The following is an 18,044-nucleotide window of genomic DNA, read 5'->3' as shown; positions in this document are numbered from 1 at the left end:
TCAAGAATTGGTCGTTTCTGCTCGATCTGAAGATTGTGCTCTTAACTGTAAAACAAGCAGTTAAAGGCAATGAGAATGCTTTTTAAGCTTGTCTCACAGTTAGTTAAGCTAATAAAAACTGCTCGCTCGATCTTACCTTTTGTAAAGATCGAGCGAGCGGTGATGTGTTAGCCAGGTACTAGTTTTGCTCACGCCAATTAGTGAATCTAGCAGGAAAGCATATTAGATTAGAGTTGTTGTGCGCATATACTAGTACACTAATCTATTGTGCGTAGCACAGCTATAGATGTAGGAGTAGAGGAGTCGTGGAGATAGTGTAGACATAAACCGATACTTTGCTAGCCATACTGAATGTAGTAGAAGAGGGGGAACTAGCTTGTATCATCTGAAGCATCGTTGGGGGCACTTAATAACCTGTGCCGGCTATTGTTTGGCATTCACGTCTTAAAACCAACACTCATTGCCTCAAGAGTAGTTCGCACTACTCTTGAGGCAATGAGTGATCGACGCGCTAAATTCTTGGATTACGAAGAAGCAAATTACCTGGATGAAGGGGCTGTATAAGGATACAAGAACAATTAAGTATTCATAGATTCATATTTTTATTAGTTTGTCTTGTCATTAACAAGATTATATTACTTACCTTCGTATTGTTTACAGCAAAAGTTATAAGCTGTCTAACTTGCGTCTTAATTGAAAATGACACTTCGCTGACTTTTCTGAAAACTTACTGAGTGTTAGTGAAAGGCTAACAACTCTATTAGTAAGAGCAGAACCCTGGTTCAGCAACTGCTTGTTATTTCCTCCGACCTACTGGAAAACTTGAGTTCATAAGCTTATTGTAATCTTTTCTTCGCATGAGTAGCATATCTGCCCGTAGAATCCTACCGCTCCTCTTTTTATGGCTGCTAGCCTCCTGTACTCCTCGTAACTTGGTGTACTTCAGCAACTTGAAAGATAATGATCGTTATCAGACCCCACCTGAAGCACCCGTAGAGTTGCGTTTGCAACCAAACGATTTGGTAAGCATCAAAGTGAGCAGCTTAAACCCAGAATCTAATGCCCTCTTCAACCGAGGAGTGTTGTCTGCCCCAGGCGCCGCAGCAACTACGCTCAGCACCGAATCTACTCCGACCGAAGGCTACTTGCTAGATCAGAATGGTAACGTTGATTTTCCAGTGCTAGGCAAAGTAAAGCTAGCTGGACTAACCAACACGGAGGCGACCACTAAGATGACTAGCTTGCTACAGCAATACGTTAAATCACCTATTATCACTATTCGGCTCCTGAATTTTAAAGTCACTGTTATCGGAGAGGTAAACCGGCCTTCAACCTTCCTGGTGCCTACGCAGCGCATCACGGTATTGGAAGCACTCGGGTTGGCTGGTGACATGACCGCTTACGGGCGTCGCGAAAACGTACTGTTGGTACGTGAGCAGAACCAAGTGCGCACTACTACGCGTTTGGATCTGAATGACAAGGCCCTGCTGACCTCTCCCTTCTTTTATCTGCAGCAAAATGACGTAATTTATGTTGCGCCAGATAAGATCAAGCAAGTACAGGCTAGCACAAACGCGCTGACCTTAACACTTGCTGGTATGGGTATCACGGTACTAGCCGCAGTGCTTTTCAACTTCCAGAACATCTTTGGTACTAAATAGATAAATACCATGGCATATCCCGATACGACAAGTGAGCTATTGCCTACCGAGGCAGCTTTACCCCCCCAGCCGCTCACCTGGGCCACGTATCGTCGCTACTGGTACCTTTTTGCCCTTGGTTTACTAGTAGCGCTAACGGGCGCGTGGTTGTATTTGCGCTATACTGTGCCGCAGTACAGCATCAATATGACAATCCTTATCAAGGACAAGAAAGACGAGCCGCAGCAGCAACGCAACGAGCGCTTCAACAACTTGAATGAGGAGAACGCCAGCAAGAATATCGACAACGAGATTCTGCTACTGAAGTCAAATAGCTTAATGCAGCGGGTTTTTGCGAACCTCGATATGCAGGCGGCTTACTACATTAAAGGGCGTGTAGGTAAGCAAGAGCTGTATGGTGAGAATCTGCCTTGCCGCCTGCTTATCAGTCGCCTAGATTCTAGTGCCTATAACAAGCAAGTGCTGCTGCAAGTAATTGACGCAACGCATTTCACCTTGGGGGAGGCTAATAAGACAGCACAGACGTATGCTTTTGGGCAGCTGTTGCACACGCCTTATGGAGAGTTCACTGTGGTGAGCAAGCCAGCCAACCTAGCGGCTTTTCGGCAACATCCTTTACTAATTCGCTTCCAAGATCGGCGTGAACTAGCAGGTTCTTACGCCAAGAAGCTCGGTGTATCAACGATCAACAAACAAGCTAGCTTACTTACGCTCAACGTAACAGATGCAGTGCCTGAGCGCGGTGAAGCTGTGCTCAACAAGTTAGTAGAAGTTTATAACCAGGAAGCTGTAGAAGACAAAAATCAACTGGCTAACAATACTATCCGCTTCATTGATGACCGTTTGAAGTATCTGGAATCGGATCTTACTTCGGTAGAGAAGAATGTGGAGAAGTTCAGTCGGGAGAACAATGTAGTCAACATTACTTCGCAAGTTCAACAGTCCTTGCAGGAAGCAAGCGGCTACAACAAACAGCTTTCTGATTTCAACATTCAGCTAGATGTATTATCCTCGATTGAGCAGTATATCAATCAACCCACTGAGCCTAATCAGTTGATCCCAGGCACGTTGAGTGTGCAAGATCCTACGTTGTCAGGGTTGATCACGAAGTTCAATGAGTTGCAGCTAGAGCGCGAACGAATGCTACGTACTGTGCAGGCTGATAACCCACTGGTACTAACTATGACGGATCAGCTGACCAATTTGCGGGGTAGCATTTTGGAAAATCTGCGCACACTCAAAAATAACTTGGTTATCACGCGGCGTAGCCTGCAGGCAAAATCAGGACAGTTTGGTTCGCGTTTACAGCAAATGCCTACCATTGAGCGTGGTTTGCAGGAAATTAGCCGGCAGCAGGATTTAAAGAAAGACCTGTATCTGTATCTGCTTCAGAAGCGAGAAGAAGCTGCGCTAGCTTTGGCTGGTGCCGTATCGAATGCTCGGATAATCGACGCTGCACAAGCTGGCGATGCACCGGTGAGCCCGCAGAAAACGGCCGTTGTTTTCATCGCACTAATGCTGGGGCTAGGTTTACCGTTTGCCTTTGTTTATGTGAAGAACATGTTCAACGACAAAGTGCAAAGCTTACAGGAAGTAGCGTGGGCCACTGGCGTACCCGTATTAGGAGAGTTGGCGCATAATCGCACACGCGAAACAGTTGTTATCTCGCCCAACACGCGTAGTCCGCTAGCGGAGATGGTGCGCCTATTGCGTACGAATTACCAACTAGCCACCTCTGGCGCTGCCAATCAAGTGATCTTGGTAACCTCTAGCCGGAGCGGTGACGGTAAAACGTTCGTAAGTCTGAACCTAGCAGCAAGCTTGCTATTGGCAGGTAAGAAGGTGATTATCGTAAACCTAGATCTGCGTAAACCTGGTTCACTAGCGGAAGCTGGTGAGCTTTCGGGACCAGGTTTGAGCGAATACGTGACCGACGAATCAGTGCGGATAAATGACCTTGTGCAGTCAAGCTCAACCGTTGAAGGGCTGTATGTGGTAGGATCAGGTGAATTACCAGCTAACCCAGCTGAGTTGCTGCTGAGCCCCCGCGTAGGGCAATTGCTCAACGTGCTCAAGGAAAGCTTCGACCATATCATCCTCGATTCAGCTCCTATCGGACAAGTAGCCGATGCATATAGTGTAGCTCCTTACGTGGATGCTACTTTGTATGTGGTGCGCTACAACGTCACGCAGAAAGCGCAACTACAGTTTATTAACAAACTGCGCACGGAACACACATTCAACCAGCTAATGGTGGTATTGAATGACGCACGTCCCAATAACTTATCTGCTTATGGCTACGGCCAAGGCTACGGTTACCCAGAGGCTAGCAAAACTAAAAAGAGCAAAAAATTAGTTTAATACCTCAAGGCACTATGGAGTAGTTCAATTCGAATTGAACTACTCCATAGTGCCTTTTCAGTGATTAGAATATGCTATCCTGCTCGTTTGGTGGCGTAAAAGCTTCGCCTAAACAAGTAGTATCTTTGCATTATTATTTATTGGTTATATAAACTACACTCAACTATTATCTCACTAAATCTGCTTGAATGTGCAGCTCCAAAAGCAATTCTTGTTGGAGTTAAAGTAAGCGAAGTATGTCAACTGCAGCGCGCGTAATTTCTGGGAGTGCAGCATCCTGGGCGCAGATCGGGGTTACGATGATATCCCAAATGGCTTTAGTTCCTCTGTATTTATCACATTGGAATGTTGTCACCTACGGTATATGGCTTGCCATCTTATCGCTCACTAACTTGATGATCACGTTAGATTTTGGGCACCAAGAATTTCTAGCGTATGAATTTCTACGAATAGGTAGAGATAATCCTTCAGAGCTAAGTAAGTTTTTGTGGTCAGGTGCTAGCGCGGGTATTCTCATTAGCCTAGGGCAAATACTGCTTCTAATTATTTTTCTGCTGAGTGGTGTGTTGCCTTATCTGCTTGGCCAATCACAGCATGCTGGCTTAATAGATCCAGAGTTGATTCGGGCTGCCGGGATTATCGTATTACTGCAAAGTGTCTCGTGGCTGCTGTGCAATAGTATATCGGGTCTGCTGTTTCGGGTGCTAGCTCCCTTTGGCTATTTCCCACGCATGGCGTGGTGGAATCTGCTGACTACGGTGCTTAGTGCTGTAGCGCCTGTAGTAGCTGTCGTAATGGGAGCCGGATTACTAACTGCTGGCATCGTTATGACCGCTACGTCGTTACTTGTCGCTGTGCCAATGTATCTCGACTTGCTGCGGTTGCTGCGTAAAGAAGGTATTCCGTATAGCAAACCATCTTTAAAAGTTGGCTACAAGAACTTTGTGCGCTCACTAGCTATTTCGGGTAAAGGCTTGTTGGAGAATGCACGGCAGCAAGGCGCCCGCCTGGTGTTGGCTCCGCTATCGGGGGCAGCAGGCTTAGCGGCTTTCTCAACGATGCGCACTGGCGCAAATGTAGCCTTGCAAGGGCTTAATACGGTAATCAACCCGTTGATGCCGGAGTTGATGCGTTTTCTGCACCAGCGCGACCAAGACCGGAGCGAAGCAGCTTTTGGAACCTTATGGTTTGTGCTGGTGGCTCTGATGGCGCCCGCCATGGTCGTATTGCAAGCCGTGATGGAGCCGCTATACACGCTATGGACGCGCGGACGCGTAACGTTCAACCCGCTGTTGTTTGCCACTCTCTCACTGAGTGTACTTGTATATGCTGTGGCGCAACCTGCCATTGCCGTTGTGAAAGGCAACAACCTTTTAAAGGCTCAACTAACACTATCGGCCGTAGCGGCTGTAGTAGTAGTAGGTGGTATTGCGGCACTAGTTCCCTTTATGAATATCCTAGGAGCAGGTATTGCCTTGCTAGTGGCCGAAGTAGCCGCTATGGTTGGCTACCGGGTAGTAGCGCAGCGCTGGTTGCAAAGCAATGGTTTGCTGTGGCCAAAGCACCAGTTTAACATTGCTATGGCTTCCGTCTGGATAGCCGCCGCCGCGATGGGCGCTATGGTTGTGTTACCACAAGCTAAATGGCTGATCCTGTTAGGGTCTTCGGTGTTGCTAGCTGGCAACATGTGGCGCTATTGGCATGTGTTGCCTGACCTAGCTACGCAACATGCCCGACGAATTGCGAGCAGCTTGCCTGGCATGAAAAAGCTGTATGCACCAACCAAATAAGTATTTGTATCAGTAACAAAGTAGGCTAGCGAAATTTAAACTAGCGCGCATACCACTCACTACTTCTCCAATGCCTAACGTGTGGTCATCTAACCTTCGCAGTGCACTCACGCAGCCGGCAGCTCTTTCTTACAAAGCGCTTGCGTATCCTGATAAGCCAGATACAAACAGTTTCCTATTCAACTTCGTGCGTAGCTCGTGGTTGGCGCTGTTCGCGGCTTGTGTGTTTCAAATTGTCTTCTTCTCAAGCGTTGCTAATCTGTTCGCCCTAGGGTGCATTATCATTGCTTGGGCGCTGCTAAGCGCGCAGTTTTTGCGCCCCGACCGGCTTAATACCTATCCGCTATCAAGCTTTTTACTGCTTGGCTTCACGGCCACCCAGTTTTACTTTCCTTTGCTATTCACAACGCTAGAAGGAAAGCCTGTTACCTTCAATCTAGAGCTTCCTTATCATGTATTTGGACACTCTATTTTGTCGCTGATCGTACTGCTACTGGCGCATGCCTGCTATCGGGGCATCGTAAAAATGCCACTGAGCAATCCCAATAGCATACTAGGGAAGATTGGCTTGTTTACGCCGCCCTTCGACTTGCAGCTTTGGCTTATGGGGTTGATAGGGCTAGGGGCCACCGTATATGCCTATTTTATCTCGCCTTCGGTCGGGTGGGAGGTAACGGGTGCTGCCTCTGATAAGGCTATTCAGGGCTTGATACCATTCTCTTATGCGCCTTTTTTCATCCCATTCAGGCGTATGTATGGGAGCATGAAGGACCCAGACAAGCGTTTAGTGCCCATGCTGGTGGCATTCACGGTACTTCTATTTGTTGTTAGTATTGGCCGCAACAGTCGGGGTGCATTTATGATAGGTTTTACCTCCGTTGGTTTCGGCTTTGGATTTGCGTTGTTGCTCGGAATCTTCAAAACGCGGCTATTCACCTTGCGTAATGCAGCGCTTGCTGGCTTAGCTTTCCTAATGGTTACAGGGCCTATTGCCGACATTGGTACGGCTATGGTTATCGTACGAGGACAACGCAGCAAGATTTCTAATGCTGAATTGATTGAACTGACCTGGCAGGCCTACCAAGATAAAGACGCCATTCGGGCTCGGCGCCAAAACGACAATACGACAGCCGATGAATGGGACGAGCGTTATTTGGATAACATCTTTACGGCACGCTTCTCCAACCTGAAGTTTAATGATGCGAGCTTAGTGCAGTCAACTAAAATTGGCGACCAAGACAAGGATATGTTGACGTACTCGATTAACTATATCCTTGGGGCCTTACCAGATCCTTTTTTGAAGGCCTTGGATATTGACGCGGACAAGGAGAACGTGTACGGGGTTTCGATCGGTGACTACTTGTACGCGGAGGCTGGCGGACCTATTGAGGCGCTAGGTGGGTTCCGGACCGGACACTTTGCGGGTACTGGTATGGCTGCCTTTGGCTGGTGGTACTTAGCCATCCTGGGGTTCGGTATGATACCCGTTTACTTCTTATTTGACCTGTTTGTAGCCTACGTCCCTATTTCTAGCAAAGTACCCGGCACGGGTACTCCCTTACGCTTCAGCTTGTGTGGCTTGCTGGTACTCACAGGCATTTTTCAGTTTCTGCCAGCTGAGTCAGTCGTAACGACAGCTACTTTTTTGCTACGCGGCTGGGTACAAATGATCTTGCTATATGTCGTGCTTTTCCAAGCAACGCGTCTTATTAGTAAGGTATTTCAAGGGTCTAAAAGCATGAACCCTGCAGACTACGCTAGGTTGACTAGGCGCTAAAAAGAATACAAGCTTGCCTATATTGCCGCAGCTAATGGGTTGCTACTGCCCACTTCGCTCAAGTAGACATGGCTTGCTGGAAGCGTTGTCGCTCCCCAAAATCGCCCAATAACATTTGCTTCACTTCAGATTATACATAACTGCTCAATGGCTAAAATCCTTTACCTAGGTGACAACCACCCGGCTGCTACTTCCTCGCACCGGGCAAAAGCTCTTGAACGGTTAGGGCACAGCGTTGATATCCAAGATGTCCACAAGGTAGTAGCTGCTCAGCTAGACTCTCCGCTGCTTCACGCCATCCACTATCGGACTGGTTTTCGGCTCTTACAAGGAAAGATCACGAAGTGGCTAACGGCACTGCTCCAGAAGAACTCGGCATACGACGTCGTGTGGGTTGATAGTGGGGAGCTGCTGAGTCCGGCAAGCTTAGACGTGCTAAAGGGCCTAAGGTGTCCTATTGTGCTCTACAACCTAGATGACCCAACCGGCAAGCGTGACGGCCGGCGCTTTGATGTGCTACTGAAAGCACTGCCCATGTACGATCTGGTTGCCGTAGTGCGGAAGGAAAGTGAAGAGGAGTGCCGCCAGTTGCATGCAAAGCGGGTATTGCGTGTTCTGCGTAGCTACGATGAAGTAGCTCATAAGCCTTTTGATAGCATCGATGATATCCCCGCTTCTTTCCGCAGTGAAGTAGTTTTCATTGGCACGTGGATGCGCCACGAGAAGCGGGATGATTTCATGATGGAACTCCTACGCCAAGGTGTACCCTTGAGCATTTGGGGCAGCAGATGGTCGAAGTCACCGCACTGGGAGACGCTCAAATCCTCTTACCGCGGTGGCAACCTTAGCGGTCGGGAATATGTAGCTGCTATTCAGGGCTCCAAGATCTGTTTGGGGCTACTATCCAAAGGCAACCGCGACCTGCACACCCAACGGTCGTTGGAGGTTCCTTTTGCTGGCGGTTTGTTTTGCGCCGAGCGAACTTCCGAGCACCAAGAAATTTACGAGGAAGGCAAGGAGGCCGTCTTCTGGGCCGATGCTGCTGAGTGCGCTACTATTTGTAAGAAACTGCTCAGCGACGACGCCCTTCGGGAAAGTATTCGCCTAGCAGGTATGCGTAAAGTGCGGGCAATCGGCGTAGGAAACGAAGACATCTGCCGGAAGATCTTGGCGGAAGTGAACATCCGCTAAGGCAGCGCTGCGCATCTACATTCATCTGGCTTCGCTGCGTCGTTTATGCATCTCGTTTTTTTTACGCACCCCGATTTCATGGGCGACCAGCGAATGCCTGCTTTCGCCAGCATGCCGCGCTTCGCGCGTATGTTGGCAGAGGGCATGCGGGCCCGCGGTCATCAGGTAGAAATGTGGGCGCCTAGATCCCGGTTGTTCGAATTGCCCGTGACGGGAGGTCCGAAAAAGTGGCTAGGTTACGTCGATCAGTACCTCGTATTTCCCATGGAGGTACGACAGCGTTTGAAGCACTGCCCTCCGGATACACTCTTTGTCTTTGCTGATAACGCGCTAGGGCCCTGGGTGCCCTTGGTGGCCGATCGGCCGCACGTGATGCACTGCCACGATTTCATGGCCCAGCGCTCAGCCTTAGGTCAAATCCCGGAAAATCCAACGGGTTGGTCGGGCCGGCAATACCAGCGTATGATTCGGGCGGGGTACTCCAAAGGCAAGCACTTTATTTCTGTTTCGCGCAAAACCCGGGAAGAACTGCATACTTTCTTGCCTGCTCCTCCATTGACGTCAGAAGTGGTATACAACGGGTTAAGCGAAGCCTTAACTCCATACGACTGCACGAAAGCCCGTACGATGGTGGGCAAAGCAACCGGTGTCGAGTTGAGCCACGGGTACTTATTACACGTGGGGGGCAATCAGTGGTACAAGAACCGACTAGGTGTTATTGAGCTGTATAACGCTTGGCGCTCTAGCAGTTCTATTGCTGTGCCCTTGTTGCTTATTGGGGGGCCGCTAACTCCAGAGCTGAACAGCGTGAGAGACATCTCGCCATTTAAAGAAGACATTCACGTTGTAAGTGGCCTTGACGACGAACTTGTGCACCTAGCTTACGCGGGGGCAACCGTCTTCCTCTTTCCCTCTATTGCAGAAGGCTTTGGCTGGCCAATTGCGGAGGCTATGGCCTCGGGCTGTTTGGTTATTACTACTGGTGAGGCGCCTATGACGGAGGTGGCGGGAGAAGCTGGTTTCTTGATTCCTCGTCGTCCGCACGACGAAGCCCAAGCCGTAGCCTGGGCAGCAGCAGCAGCTAAAACCATTGACAAAGTAGTGCACCTTCCACCTGCAGAACGCAGTGCTGCTATTGCTGCAGGTATTACGAACGTAGCTAGGTTTAACTCTGAGAACGCGCTGAACAGGATAGAAGAGATCTATAAAACTATTCAATAACTACGCTTAGTCAGGTAAAAGCAGTAGAACGATACCGAGTCCTACAGGTAGTCTGCTTTTCATTACTTGAAGTGTAGTAAGCAGCAGTGATGTAGCAGCATAGTAGCTTGTTTCTTATGGCTCCCTGAAAGAGGCTGCAAACCAAAATTTTGTGCTTTTAATAGAAGGTTATAAATGAAGCAATAAGTTTCTATAGCAGCAGGTAGCTACGAAGTGTCCTGAAAGCAGTAAATTAGTGTTACTTAAAAGTATAACTTTTTTGATAACATTCGAGTAGAATAGGGTATGCTGGATCAAAGTGCTATTAAAGTTACCATCCTGTTGGCCACTTATAATGGTGCTAAATATATTGAGGAACAACTTGATAGTATTCTTCAGCAAACCCATACTAACTGGGAATTGCTAATTAGAGATGATACGTCCTCAGATGCTACTCTGCGCATCATAGCTACTTATCAGGCACGCTTTCCGGATAGAATATTTATTATCAACGATGACCTAGGTAATCTTGGTAGTACGTTGAATTTCAATGCGCTCTTGCGATTGGCTCGTAAGAAAGACGCGGCATACATCATGTTGTGCGATCAAGACGATTTTTGGTTGCCCGACAAAATAGCGTATAGCCTTGCTAAAATGCGTAGCCTTGAACATAAGTATGGTAAGAATTTCTCCTTACTTATTCATACAAATTTTCACTACGTTAATACTGAACTGAAAATTATAAAAGCGAGCCGGAATTTTCAGGCAACGAAGATTCCACAGTTGAATCTGTGTCACCTACTGGCTCAAAACCCTGTTTATGGATGCACTACCATCTTGAATAGCAAGCTTTTGAACGTGATTGGAGATATACCACCTAGGGCAGAAAACCATGACTATTGGATTGCAATGGTTGCAAGTGCCTTGGGTAAAATATATTATGCAGACAAAAAAACTATTCTTTACCGGCAGCACGGAAAAAATATATCAGGTAGCTACGATGATAGCTCCTTGCGCAATCGATTTAAAAGAATTATTGTGCAGCGCAGGAGCATTCGGGATGTGGAGAAGAAAATAGTGATGGTTGAGGTGTTTAAAAATAAATACTTGAGTTTGCTAACTGCAGGGCAAATTGAGATGATTGACGATTTCGTTGATTTTTTAAAAAACAAGCGTTTATCATCCTTCTTGAAAAGCCTAGAAAACGGCGTACGGCGACAAACTCTTATGCAAACGATATTATTTTATATAAGTGCTTATTTAGCAGGAAGTAAAAGCAAGTAAGATGTCGAAGTAATTATATGGATGTACTGGGTACATACCTAGGCGCTTACACTAATTCTGCAAGGATTTTATAACGAATCATATTGTAGATGTAATGTAGGAAAGATAGTATTTGACAATTCTTATGTACTTTTATGCCCTGTCAGGCTGCGATCAATCTCAGCAACTAGCAATAGCTATCAATCATATTGCTAGACCTCTTAGCAAACCGATGCTTATAGGAGGGCCGGATACGCTACATTGATGGAACATATTGCAGACAGAAATTCATGAATGTACTCCATGTTATTGCAGGAATGGACCCCAAAATGGGCGGGGTGTGCCAAGCAGTACGGACGATAGTCGCTGGCCTAGCTGAGTTGGGAGTGCACAGTGAGGTGGTAAGCTTAGATGCCCCAGACGCCTCTTTCATTGCCCATGATTCTTTCCCAATACATGCACTCGGTCCGGCGAAAGGTCCTTGGGGATACAGCGAAAAACTGATGCCATGGCTTCTGGATAACTTCAGGCGCTTTGATTGCATTATTGCACATGGGCTTTGGCTATATCCTACCTACGCCGTAGAAAAGGCTTTGCGACGCTACAAAAGTCAGCAACCGGGGGCGGCGCCTACACTGTATGTGATGCCTCACGGTATGCTCGATCCTTACTTCCAGCGAGCTGCCGGGCGGCGGCTGAAAGCAATGCGAAACTGGGCCTATTGGAAACTAATAGAGGGACGCGTTATCAATAATGCCGATGGCGTGCTGTTTACGTGCGAAGCAGAGCGTCTGCTGGCTCGCGAGCCATTCCGGCCCTATCAGCCCAAGCGGGAAGTTGTGGTTGGGCTAGGGGTCGAGGAACCGCCGGTTTATACGCCAAGTATGCGCGAGGCCTTTCTGAAGCATTGTCCTCAGTTGGAAGACCAGCCTTATCTACTCTTCTTAAGCCGGATTCACGAAAAGAAGGGAGTAGACTTGCTGCTGGATGCTTACTTAAAAACTAGTGTTCAAGTTCACGGCGTAGAAGCAAAAGCGCCGGTAGCTGCTGGCGTTGCTAGCGTCGCTACCTTGCCCGAACAGCCCCGTTTGATAGTAGCCGGCCCAGGCCTAGAAACCAGCTATGGTCAGCAAATGCAACAGGTAGCTTCTAAAACAAAGGAGGCACAAGCCGCCATTCTCTTTCCGGGCATGCTCTCGGGGCTAGCCAAATGGGGAGCCTTTTATCATTGCGAAGCATTCGTACTACCTAGCCACCAGGAAAACTTCGGTATCGCGGTGGTAGAGGCATTGGCTTGCAGTAAGCCCGTCATTATTTCGAATCAGGTGAACATATGGCGAGAGATTGAAGGGGCTGGTGGCGGTATCGTCACGGATGATACTCCGACGGGGGTAGAGGAGGGGCTGCGGCAATGGCAGCAAATGACGCAAGCCCAAAAGCTAGCTATGGGCCAAAAAGCTCATGATTGCTTTGTTCGTAATTTTGCCACGGGCCCTGCCGCGACACATTTACTGGAAGCAATATCATATAAGAAGTAGCAGTACAACAGGACAGGGGAAAGTTGCAAAAGTGCCACAACTTATGTCCTAGCTACTGTAATAAATCTGCCATGAGAGTAGTAAAGTGGGTTTGGTTTGTGCTTTATGTCGCGGCGTTATCTTACATCGTGTTTTTTGCAAGAAGAAGGAATGTTCTAATCTGGCACGATGATTTGGTGAATTTAATTCCAGTAAAGTCGACGGTTGAATCTTTTCAGTCGGGTGTTACGGGCTATTGGAATTTTTTTTCCAACCTCTTTGGCAACGTGTTATTATTTGTGCCTTTGCCTTTCTTTTTAATCCGGCTGTTTAGGTTCAATAGCACGTACGCTATTATTCTTGCGGGAATATCTATCAGTGTACTTATCGAGCTAGCGCAGTTTTCGTGGCAGATTGGCGTACCTGATATCGACGATGTATTACTCAATACGCTTGGCGTAATGCTAGGTTTATTCCTGTATAAACGCTTGTTGAGTAACAGCTATAAAAATTCATTCCGCTCTGATTCCTTACATTCGGTTACATAGATGCAGACAGACCTTTCACAGTTTGAAACAGGTAATTATAAAGCAGGTCCTAAGCTGAAAGTATTAATTTGGTATTTTCTGAATTATTACATCTTAGATAGCGCCTTGCCTTGGCCCTATAAATTAAAGCAAGTTTTGCTGCGCCTTTTTGGTGCTAAAGTGGGAAAAGGCTTGGTGATTAAACCGAATGTGCGAATCAAAAACCCTTGGCGGCTTACAATCGGAGATAACTGCTGGATTGGGGAGTCTGTCTGGATTGATAACTTGGAAGACGTTATAATTGGTAGCAATGTAAGTATCTCGCAAGGAGCTATGCTTCTAACGGGTAATCATGACTATACCGCAGTTAGTTTTCCTTATCGATTGGGAAAGATCAAGCTAGCCGATGGGGTTTGGATAGGCGCGCATGCTGTTGTATGCCCAGGAATAATATGCGAGTCGCATTCTATTCTGACCGTCAATTCGGTTGCTTCAAAGAACTTAGAAGCCTGGGGCATTTATGCAGGAAATCCCGCTACATACGTGCGAAAGCGAGTTATTAATAAATAACTTTAATCGTATTTAACACTACCGTCTATTTCTGGGTGATACGAATGCTCAGGAATAAAATGTCTTTGAAAATGAAAAAGCGGGTATTGCTAATAGGCTATAACTTCTATCCTGAACCTACCGGGATAGGAAAATATAGCGGGGAAATGATTAAATGGCTTGCTGAAAAAGGGTATGATTGTACTGTTATAACCACTTACCCCTACTATCCTTACTGGAAAGTACAAGAACCCTATTATAAGAATAGATTCGGATATACAACTGAACAAACTAATTTTCCTTCGGGCGGCAGCATCAAACTATACAGGTGCCCTATGTATGTGCCCGCTGAACCTTCGGGCGTAAAGCGTATATTATTAGATTTTTCTTTTTTAGTCTCTAGTTTTTTTAAACTGATTCAACTACTACCTGCAAAAAAATATGATTTTGTAGTAACAGTTGTTCCGTCTTTCCAATTTGGAATATTAGGTGCTTTGTATAAAAAATTCCGCGGGGCAAAATTCATGTACCATATACAGGACATGCAAATTGAGGCAGCTCGGGATTTACAAATGATCAAGTCCGAGAAAGTAATTAATGCTCTGCTAGGATTTGAGAAATACATATTCGATAAAGCAGATTACGTTAGCAGTATATCAGAGGGGATGGTGGCTAGGATTCAGGAAAAAGCCAAGAAGGATATCTTTTTGTTGCCGAACTGGGCGGATGTTAATCTATTTCACCCACTTGAAGATAAAGCAGCTATAAAAGTAGATTTTGGTTTTGCGCCAACGGATAAAATTGTGCTGTATTCAGGCGCTATTGGGGAAAAGCAGGGCCTCGAAGCTATTCTGTACGCTGCCAAAGAGTTTCAACAGCAGCCGACTGTTAAGTTCATCATCTGCGGTTCGGGGCCTTATAAAGAGAAGCTGCAAAACTTAGCTAATGAGCTGAAGCTTACCAATCTCACGTTCCTGCCGTTGCAGCCATTCGAGAAGTTCAACCAGTTCCTGAACCTAGCTGACATTCACTTGGTAATTCAAAAAGCCACGGCGAGTGACCTAGTAATGCCGTCCAAGCTCACTACGATTCTTTCAGTTGGAGGCCTCGCATTGATTACGGCAAACCCTGGTTCCGGTCTGCATTCGCTGGTGCAGAAGTATAACATGGGCGTATTGGTAGCGGCTGAGAATCAGCAAGCACTAAATGAAGGCTTGCGTACCGCATTGGCGCAAGACACCAGCGAACAGCGCGAGAATGCCCGCGCCTACGCGGAGCGCTACCTTTCCATCGACAAGATCATGGAGTCGTTTGAGGACCTAATGCGACAGGCATAGGTACTACGTAGTAGCCTTGGCTGTAGAGCTAGGTACTAACGGCGGCTTGGCCTGGGTATTGCCGTGAGCTGGTGGCGGCACCTAGCATGCTAATCTGCTAGGAGTTAGCAGAAAATACGCGGAGCGACCACAGGACTTTTCTATTAAGTTTTATAATATACCGTTTATTGATTGCAGAGTAGGTTCGAGGAAAGAACAGCGGTGCTTCAACTAAACTTGCTTACTTTTGCGCCCACTTTGCCAGGGCGCAAATCGCCCATTCTCTTTTAATTGCCGCTACCTAATGGGCTTCTTCAACTTCCTCACGAGCGACATTGCTATTGACCTAGGCACGGCCAATACGCTCATCATTCACAACGACAAAATTGTAGTGGATGAGCCCAGTATCATCGCCAAAGACCGAACGACTAATAAAGTAATTGCCGTGGGCCGGCAAGCGCAGCAAATGCACGAGAAGACCCACGATAACATTAAAACGATCCGTCCCCTGAAAGATGGGGTAATTGCTGACTTTCACGCGGCTGAGGAAATGATCAAGGGTTTGATCAAGATGATTGACACGCGTCGTCGCTTGTTTCAGCCTTCGCACCGCATGGTAATCTGTATTCCTTCGGGAATCACGGAAGTGGAAAAGCGTGCTGTGCGTGACTCCGCCGAACATGCTGGCGCCAAAGAAGTATGGATGATTCAGGAGCCAATGGCCGCGGCTATCGGCATCGGCATTGACGTAGAGCAGCCCGTCGGCTCGATGATCATCGACATTGGGGGGGGCACCACTGAAATCGCGGTTATCGCTCTTTCGGGTATCGTTTGTGACCAGTCCATCAAAACAGCTGGTGACGTGTTCAACCAAGATATCCTGGACTACATGCGTCGGCAGCATAATCTGCTGATTGGGGAGCGTTCGGCCGAGAAAATTAAGATTGAGGTTGGTGCCGCGCTTACGGAGCTAGATAACCCACCTGCCGACTACGAAATCCGAGGCCGTGACCTCATGACGGGTATCCCGAAGGTTATTAAAGTAACGTCCTCTGAAATTGCCATTGCTCTCGATAAATCAGTAGCAAAAATCGAGGAGGCCGTACTGAAAGCCCTGGAAATCAGCCCACCCGAGCTGTCGGCTGATATCTACGATAATGGTATTCACCTGACGGGGGGCGGTGCGCTTCTTCGGGGGCTCGACAAGCGTTTGGCTGCTAAAACCAAGCTGACCATTCACATTGCCGAAGACCCGTTGCGGGCGGTAGTACGCGGCACGGGGGCTACTATCAAGAACCTAGATGGTTTCCGCGGAGTACTTTTAACGTAATTTCTGTCGTTAAATGGCTGGATGGTTAAGTGGGTGGTCGCCTGAAGTGTTGACTATGCCCATTTAGTTGTCCAGCCATTTAATAATTTAACCTACCGCCTTGCGCAATCTTTTCGCCTTCCTTTTCCGCTACCGGGGCATTCTGGTGTTCGGGCTGCTGGAGGTGTTTAGTTTGTATCTGCTAATCAAAAATAGCTCTTACCAGCGAGCGGCCTTTTTCAACTCCGCCAACGCCTACGCCGGGCGAGTGCTGGAAGCACGCACCCGCATCTACGACTATTTCAGGTTAGTAGAGGTGAACCGAGGCTTGGTCGTCGAAAACGCGGCATTGCGCCAACAGCTCTATCGCTCGGACCTAGAGGGGCGACAACCCGATAGCTTGGGCGTGACGCCCCCCTTGCGCCCCGGTCGCCGCGATTCAGTGTTGCTTGGCTTACGCCAGCTGCCCGTGTCGGACCCCGAATACTTACTAATCCCGGGCCGTGTGCTCAATAATGAACTGCACCGCGTAGATAACTACATCACGCTGAATGCGGGTTCCAACGAAGGCGTGCAACCAGGTATGGGCGTGTTGGCGGCGGCCGGAGTGGTGGGTCGGGTAAAAGCCGTGAGCGAGCACTACGCTACGGCTACATCGGTGCTACACTCCAAAACCGCCATTTCAGCACGTATTCAGCGTGACGGTACTTTCGGAAGCATTAAGTGGTTAGGGGATGATCCTACGCACGCGTTACTGGACCAAATCCCGCGGCAGAATTTGTTGATACGTGGCGATACCATTGTCACGTCTGGCTACAATGCAGTCTTTCCAGAAGGAATCCTGATCGGTACTATTGATTCGTTTGTGAAAGAACCCGACAAAAACTTTTGGACGGTGCGGGTGAAGCTAGCGGTTGATTTCTCTAACCTGACGTACGTGTACGTGGTGAGCAACCGACATAAGCCCGAACGCGACACAGTAGAACTACGCGCCGGCAAAAAGCCTACAGCAGAAGACCAGCCATGAGGGGAGTAGGGACCATCATTGTGCAGTTGCTACGCTTCGCTTTGTACGTGGGCGTACATGTGTTATTCGTTAGCAAGCTGGTGCTCTTCGACCTAGGATGGTGTTTCTTCTACCTAGGTTTCTTGCTGTTCTTGCCTATCAGCACGCCTATTGTGCTGCAACTCGTGTTGAGCTTTGTGCTCGGGTGGTCCATTGATATTTTCTATGATACGGGCGGTGTGCACGCGGCAGCGGCGGTGCTGCTAGGATACTTACGCCCCTGGGTGCTGCGCTTGCTTACCCCGCGTGACGGCTACGACGCCTCCGACTCCGTGAATATTCACCAAATGGGTTGGCAGTGGTTTACTGTGTACCTTAGTTTGCTGGTTGTGCTACACCATGCTATTTTCTTTTTGCTAGAGCTAGGTAGCTTCCGGGTGCTTGGGCTCACGTTAGGTAAAATTGTGGTTAGCACGTTATTCACGAGCCTCACGCTGCTGATTATTCAGCTGCTCTTCTTCCCAACCAAACGAAGCAAGCGATAAGCAGCAGCATGAGACCGTTAGTACTTTGAAAA

At 47.9% G+C, this 18,044-nt stretch carries 14 protein-coding genes; all 14 read left to right on the top strand.

The window, feature by feature from the left end; translation table 11 throughout:
- Positions 1-857: 857 nt before the first annotated feature.
- Entirely contained in the window at positions 858-1,661 is an 804-nt protein-coding gene (locus BXP70_RS12970; RefSeq protein WP_086594498.1) for a polysaccharide biosynthesis/export family protein, read from the top strand.
- 9 nt (positions 1,662-1,670) lie between these two features.
- A complete protein-coding gene (locus BXP70_RS12965; protein WP_086594497.1) occupies positions 1,671-4,022 on the top strand; it encodes a GumC family protein in 2,352 nt (783 codons plus the stop codon).
- A 566-nt stretch (positions 4,023-4,588) separates the two neighbouring features.
- Positions 4,589-5,812 carry a lipopolysaccharide biosynthesis protein gene (locus BXP70_RS12960; protein WP_143436482.1) on the top strand — a complete coding sequence of 408 codons (1,224 nt, stop codon included), beginning with the start codon at positions 4,589-4,591 and terminating at the stop codon, positions 5,810-5,812.
- Positions 5,813-5,882: 70 nt separating this feature from the next.
- Positions 5,883-7,589 (top strand): hypothetical protein, encoded by a 1,707-nt coding sequence (locus BXP70_RS12955; protein WP_086594495.1) that lies wholly within the window; start codon positions 5,883-5,885, stop codon positions 7,587-7,589.
- 147 nt (positions 7,590-7,736) lie between these two features.
- The gene (locus tag BXP70_RS12950; protein WP_086594494.1) at positions 7,737-8,780 is read left to right on the top strand and encodes a CgeB family protein; all 1,044 of its coding nucleotides are present in this window, start codon (positions 7,737-7,739) and stop codon (positions 8,778-8,780) included.
- Positions 8,781-8,825: 45 nt separating this feature from the next.
- Positions 8,826-10,001 (top strand): glycosyltransferase, encoded by a 1,176-nt coding sequence (locus BXP70_RS12945; protein ID WP_086594493.1) that lies wholly within the window; start codon positions 8,826-8,828, stop codon positions 9,999-10,001.
- A gap of 285 nt (positions 10,002-10,286) precedes the next feature.
- The gene (locus tag BXP70_RS12940; RefSeq protein ID WP_086594492.1) at positions 10,287-11,264 is read left to right on the top strand and encodes a glycosyltransferase family 2 protein; all 978 of its coding nucleotides are present in this window, start codon (positions 10,287-10,289) and stop codon (positions 11,262-11,264) included.
- A 269-nt stretch (positions 11,265-11,533) separates the two neighbouring features.
- Positions 11,534-12,781 carry a glycosyltransferase gene (locus BXP70_RS12935; RefSeq protein ID WP_086594491.1) on the top strand — a complete coding sequence of 416 codons (1,248 nt, stop codon included), beginning with the start codon at positions 11,534-11,536 and terminating at the stop codon, positions 12,779-12,781.
- Between the two features lie 71 nt (positions 12,782-12,852).
- On the top strand, positions 12,853-13,308 hold the full coding sequence (locus tag BXP70_RS31045) for a VanZ family protein (RefSeq protein ID WP_086594490.1): 456 nt from the start codon (positions 12,853-12,855) through the stop codon (positions 13,306-13,308).
- Positions 13,309-13,857, top strand: a complete 549-nt coding sequence (locus tag BXP70_RS12925) for a WcaF family extracellular polysaccharide biosynthesis acetyltransferase (RefSeq protein WP_086594489.1) — start codon at positions 13,309-13,311, stop codon at positions 13,855-13,857. It abuts the gene before it with no gap.
- A gap of 71 nt (positions 13,858-13,928) precedes the next feature.
- Positions 13,929-15,173 (top strand): WcaI family glycosyltransferase, encoded by a 1,245-nt coding sequence (locus tag BXP70_RS12920; RefSeq protein ID WP_086594524.1) that lies wholly within the window; start codon positions 13,929-13,931, stop codon positions 15,171-15,173.
- Positions 15,174-15,456: 283 nt separating this feature from the next.
- A complete protein-coding gene (locus tag BXP70_RS12915) occupies positions 15,457-16,482 on the top strand; it encodes a rod shape-determining protein (RefSeq protein ID WP_086594488.1) in 1,026 nt (341 codons plus the stop codon).
- A 100-nt stretch (positions 16,483-16,582) separates the two neighbouring features.
- Positions 16,583-17,488 (top strand): rod shape-determining protein MreC, encoded by a 906-nt coding sequence (mreC, locus tag BXP70_RS12910; RefSeq protein ID WP_086594487.1) that lies wholly within the window; start codon positions 16,583-16,585, stop codon positions 17,486-17,488.
- Positions 17,485-18,012, top strand: coding sequence for a hypothetical protein (locus BXP70_RS12905; protein ID WP_086594486.1), 528 nt, complete (start codon positions 17,485-17,487; stop codon positions 18,010-18,012). Before mreC ends, BXP70_RS12905 begins: the two co-directional genes overlap by 4 nt.
- Positions 18,013-18,044 lie beyond the last annotated feature (32 nt).

The organism is Hymenobacter crusticola (assembly GCF_002154225.1).
Taxonomy (GTDB): domain Bacteria; phylum Bacteroidota; class Bacteroidia; order Cytophagales; family Hymenobacteraceae; genus Hymenobacter; species Hymenobacter crusticola.
This window is presented reverse-complemented; position numbering and strand designations above follow the sequence as displayed.

Excerpts from the sequence above, each read along its gene's own strand:
- BXP70_RS12970 (WP_086594498.1), top strand. The coding sequence starts at position 858 with ATGAGTAGCATATCTGCCCGTAGAATCCTACCGCTCCTCTTTTTATGG.
- BXP70_RS12965 (WP_086594497.1), top strand. The coding sequence starts at position 1,671 with ATGGCATATCCCGATACGACAAGTGAGCTATTGCCTACCGAGGCAGCT.
- BXP70_RS12955 (WP_086594495.1), top strand. The coding sequence starts at position 5,883 with ATGCCTAACGTGTGGTCATCTAACCTTCGCAGTGCACTCACGCAGCCG.
- BXP70_RS12950 (WP_086594494.1), top strand. The coding sequence starts at position 7,737 with ATGGCTAAAATCCTTTACCTAGGTGACAACCACCCGGCTGCTACTTCC.
- BXP70_RS12945 (WP_086594493.1), top strand. The coding sequence starts at position 8,826 with ATGCATCTCGTTTTTTTTACGCACCCCGATTTCATGGGCGACCAGCGA.
- BXP70_RS12940 (WP_086594492.1), top strand. The coding sequence starts at position 10,287 with ATGCTGGATCAAAGTGCTATTAAAGTTACCATCCTGTTGGCCACTTAT.
- BXP70_RS12935 (WP_086594491.1), top strand. The coding sequence starts at position 11,534 with ATGAATGTACTCCATGTTATTGCAGGAATGGACCCCAAAATGGGCGGG.
- BXP70_RS31045 (WP_086594490.1), top strand. The coding sequence starts at position 12,853 with ATGAGAGTAGTAAAGTGGGTTTGGTTTGTGCTTTATGTCGCGGCGTTA.
- BXP70_RS12925 (WP_086594489.1), top strand. The coding sequence starts at position 13,309 with ATGCAGACAGACCTTTCACAGTTTGAAACAGGTAATTATAAAGCAGGT.
- BXP70_RS12920 (WP_086594524.1), top strand. The coding sequence starts at position 13,929 with ATGAAAAAGCGGGTATTGCTAATAGGCTATAACTTCTATCCTGAACCT.
- BXP70_RS12915 (WP_086594488.1), top strand. The coding sequence starts at position 15,457 with ATGGGCTTCTTCAACTTCCTCACGAGCGACATTGCTATTGACCTAGGC.
- BXP70_RS12905 (WP_086594486.1), top strand. The coding sequence starts at position 17,485 with ATGAGGGGAGTAGGGACCATCATTGTGCAGTTGCTACGCTTCGCTTTG.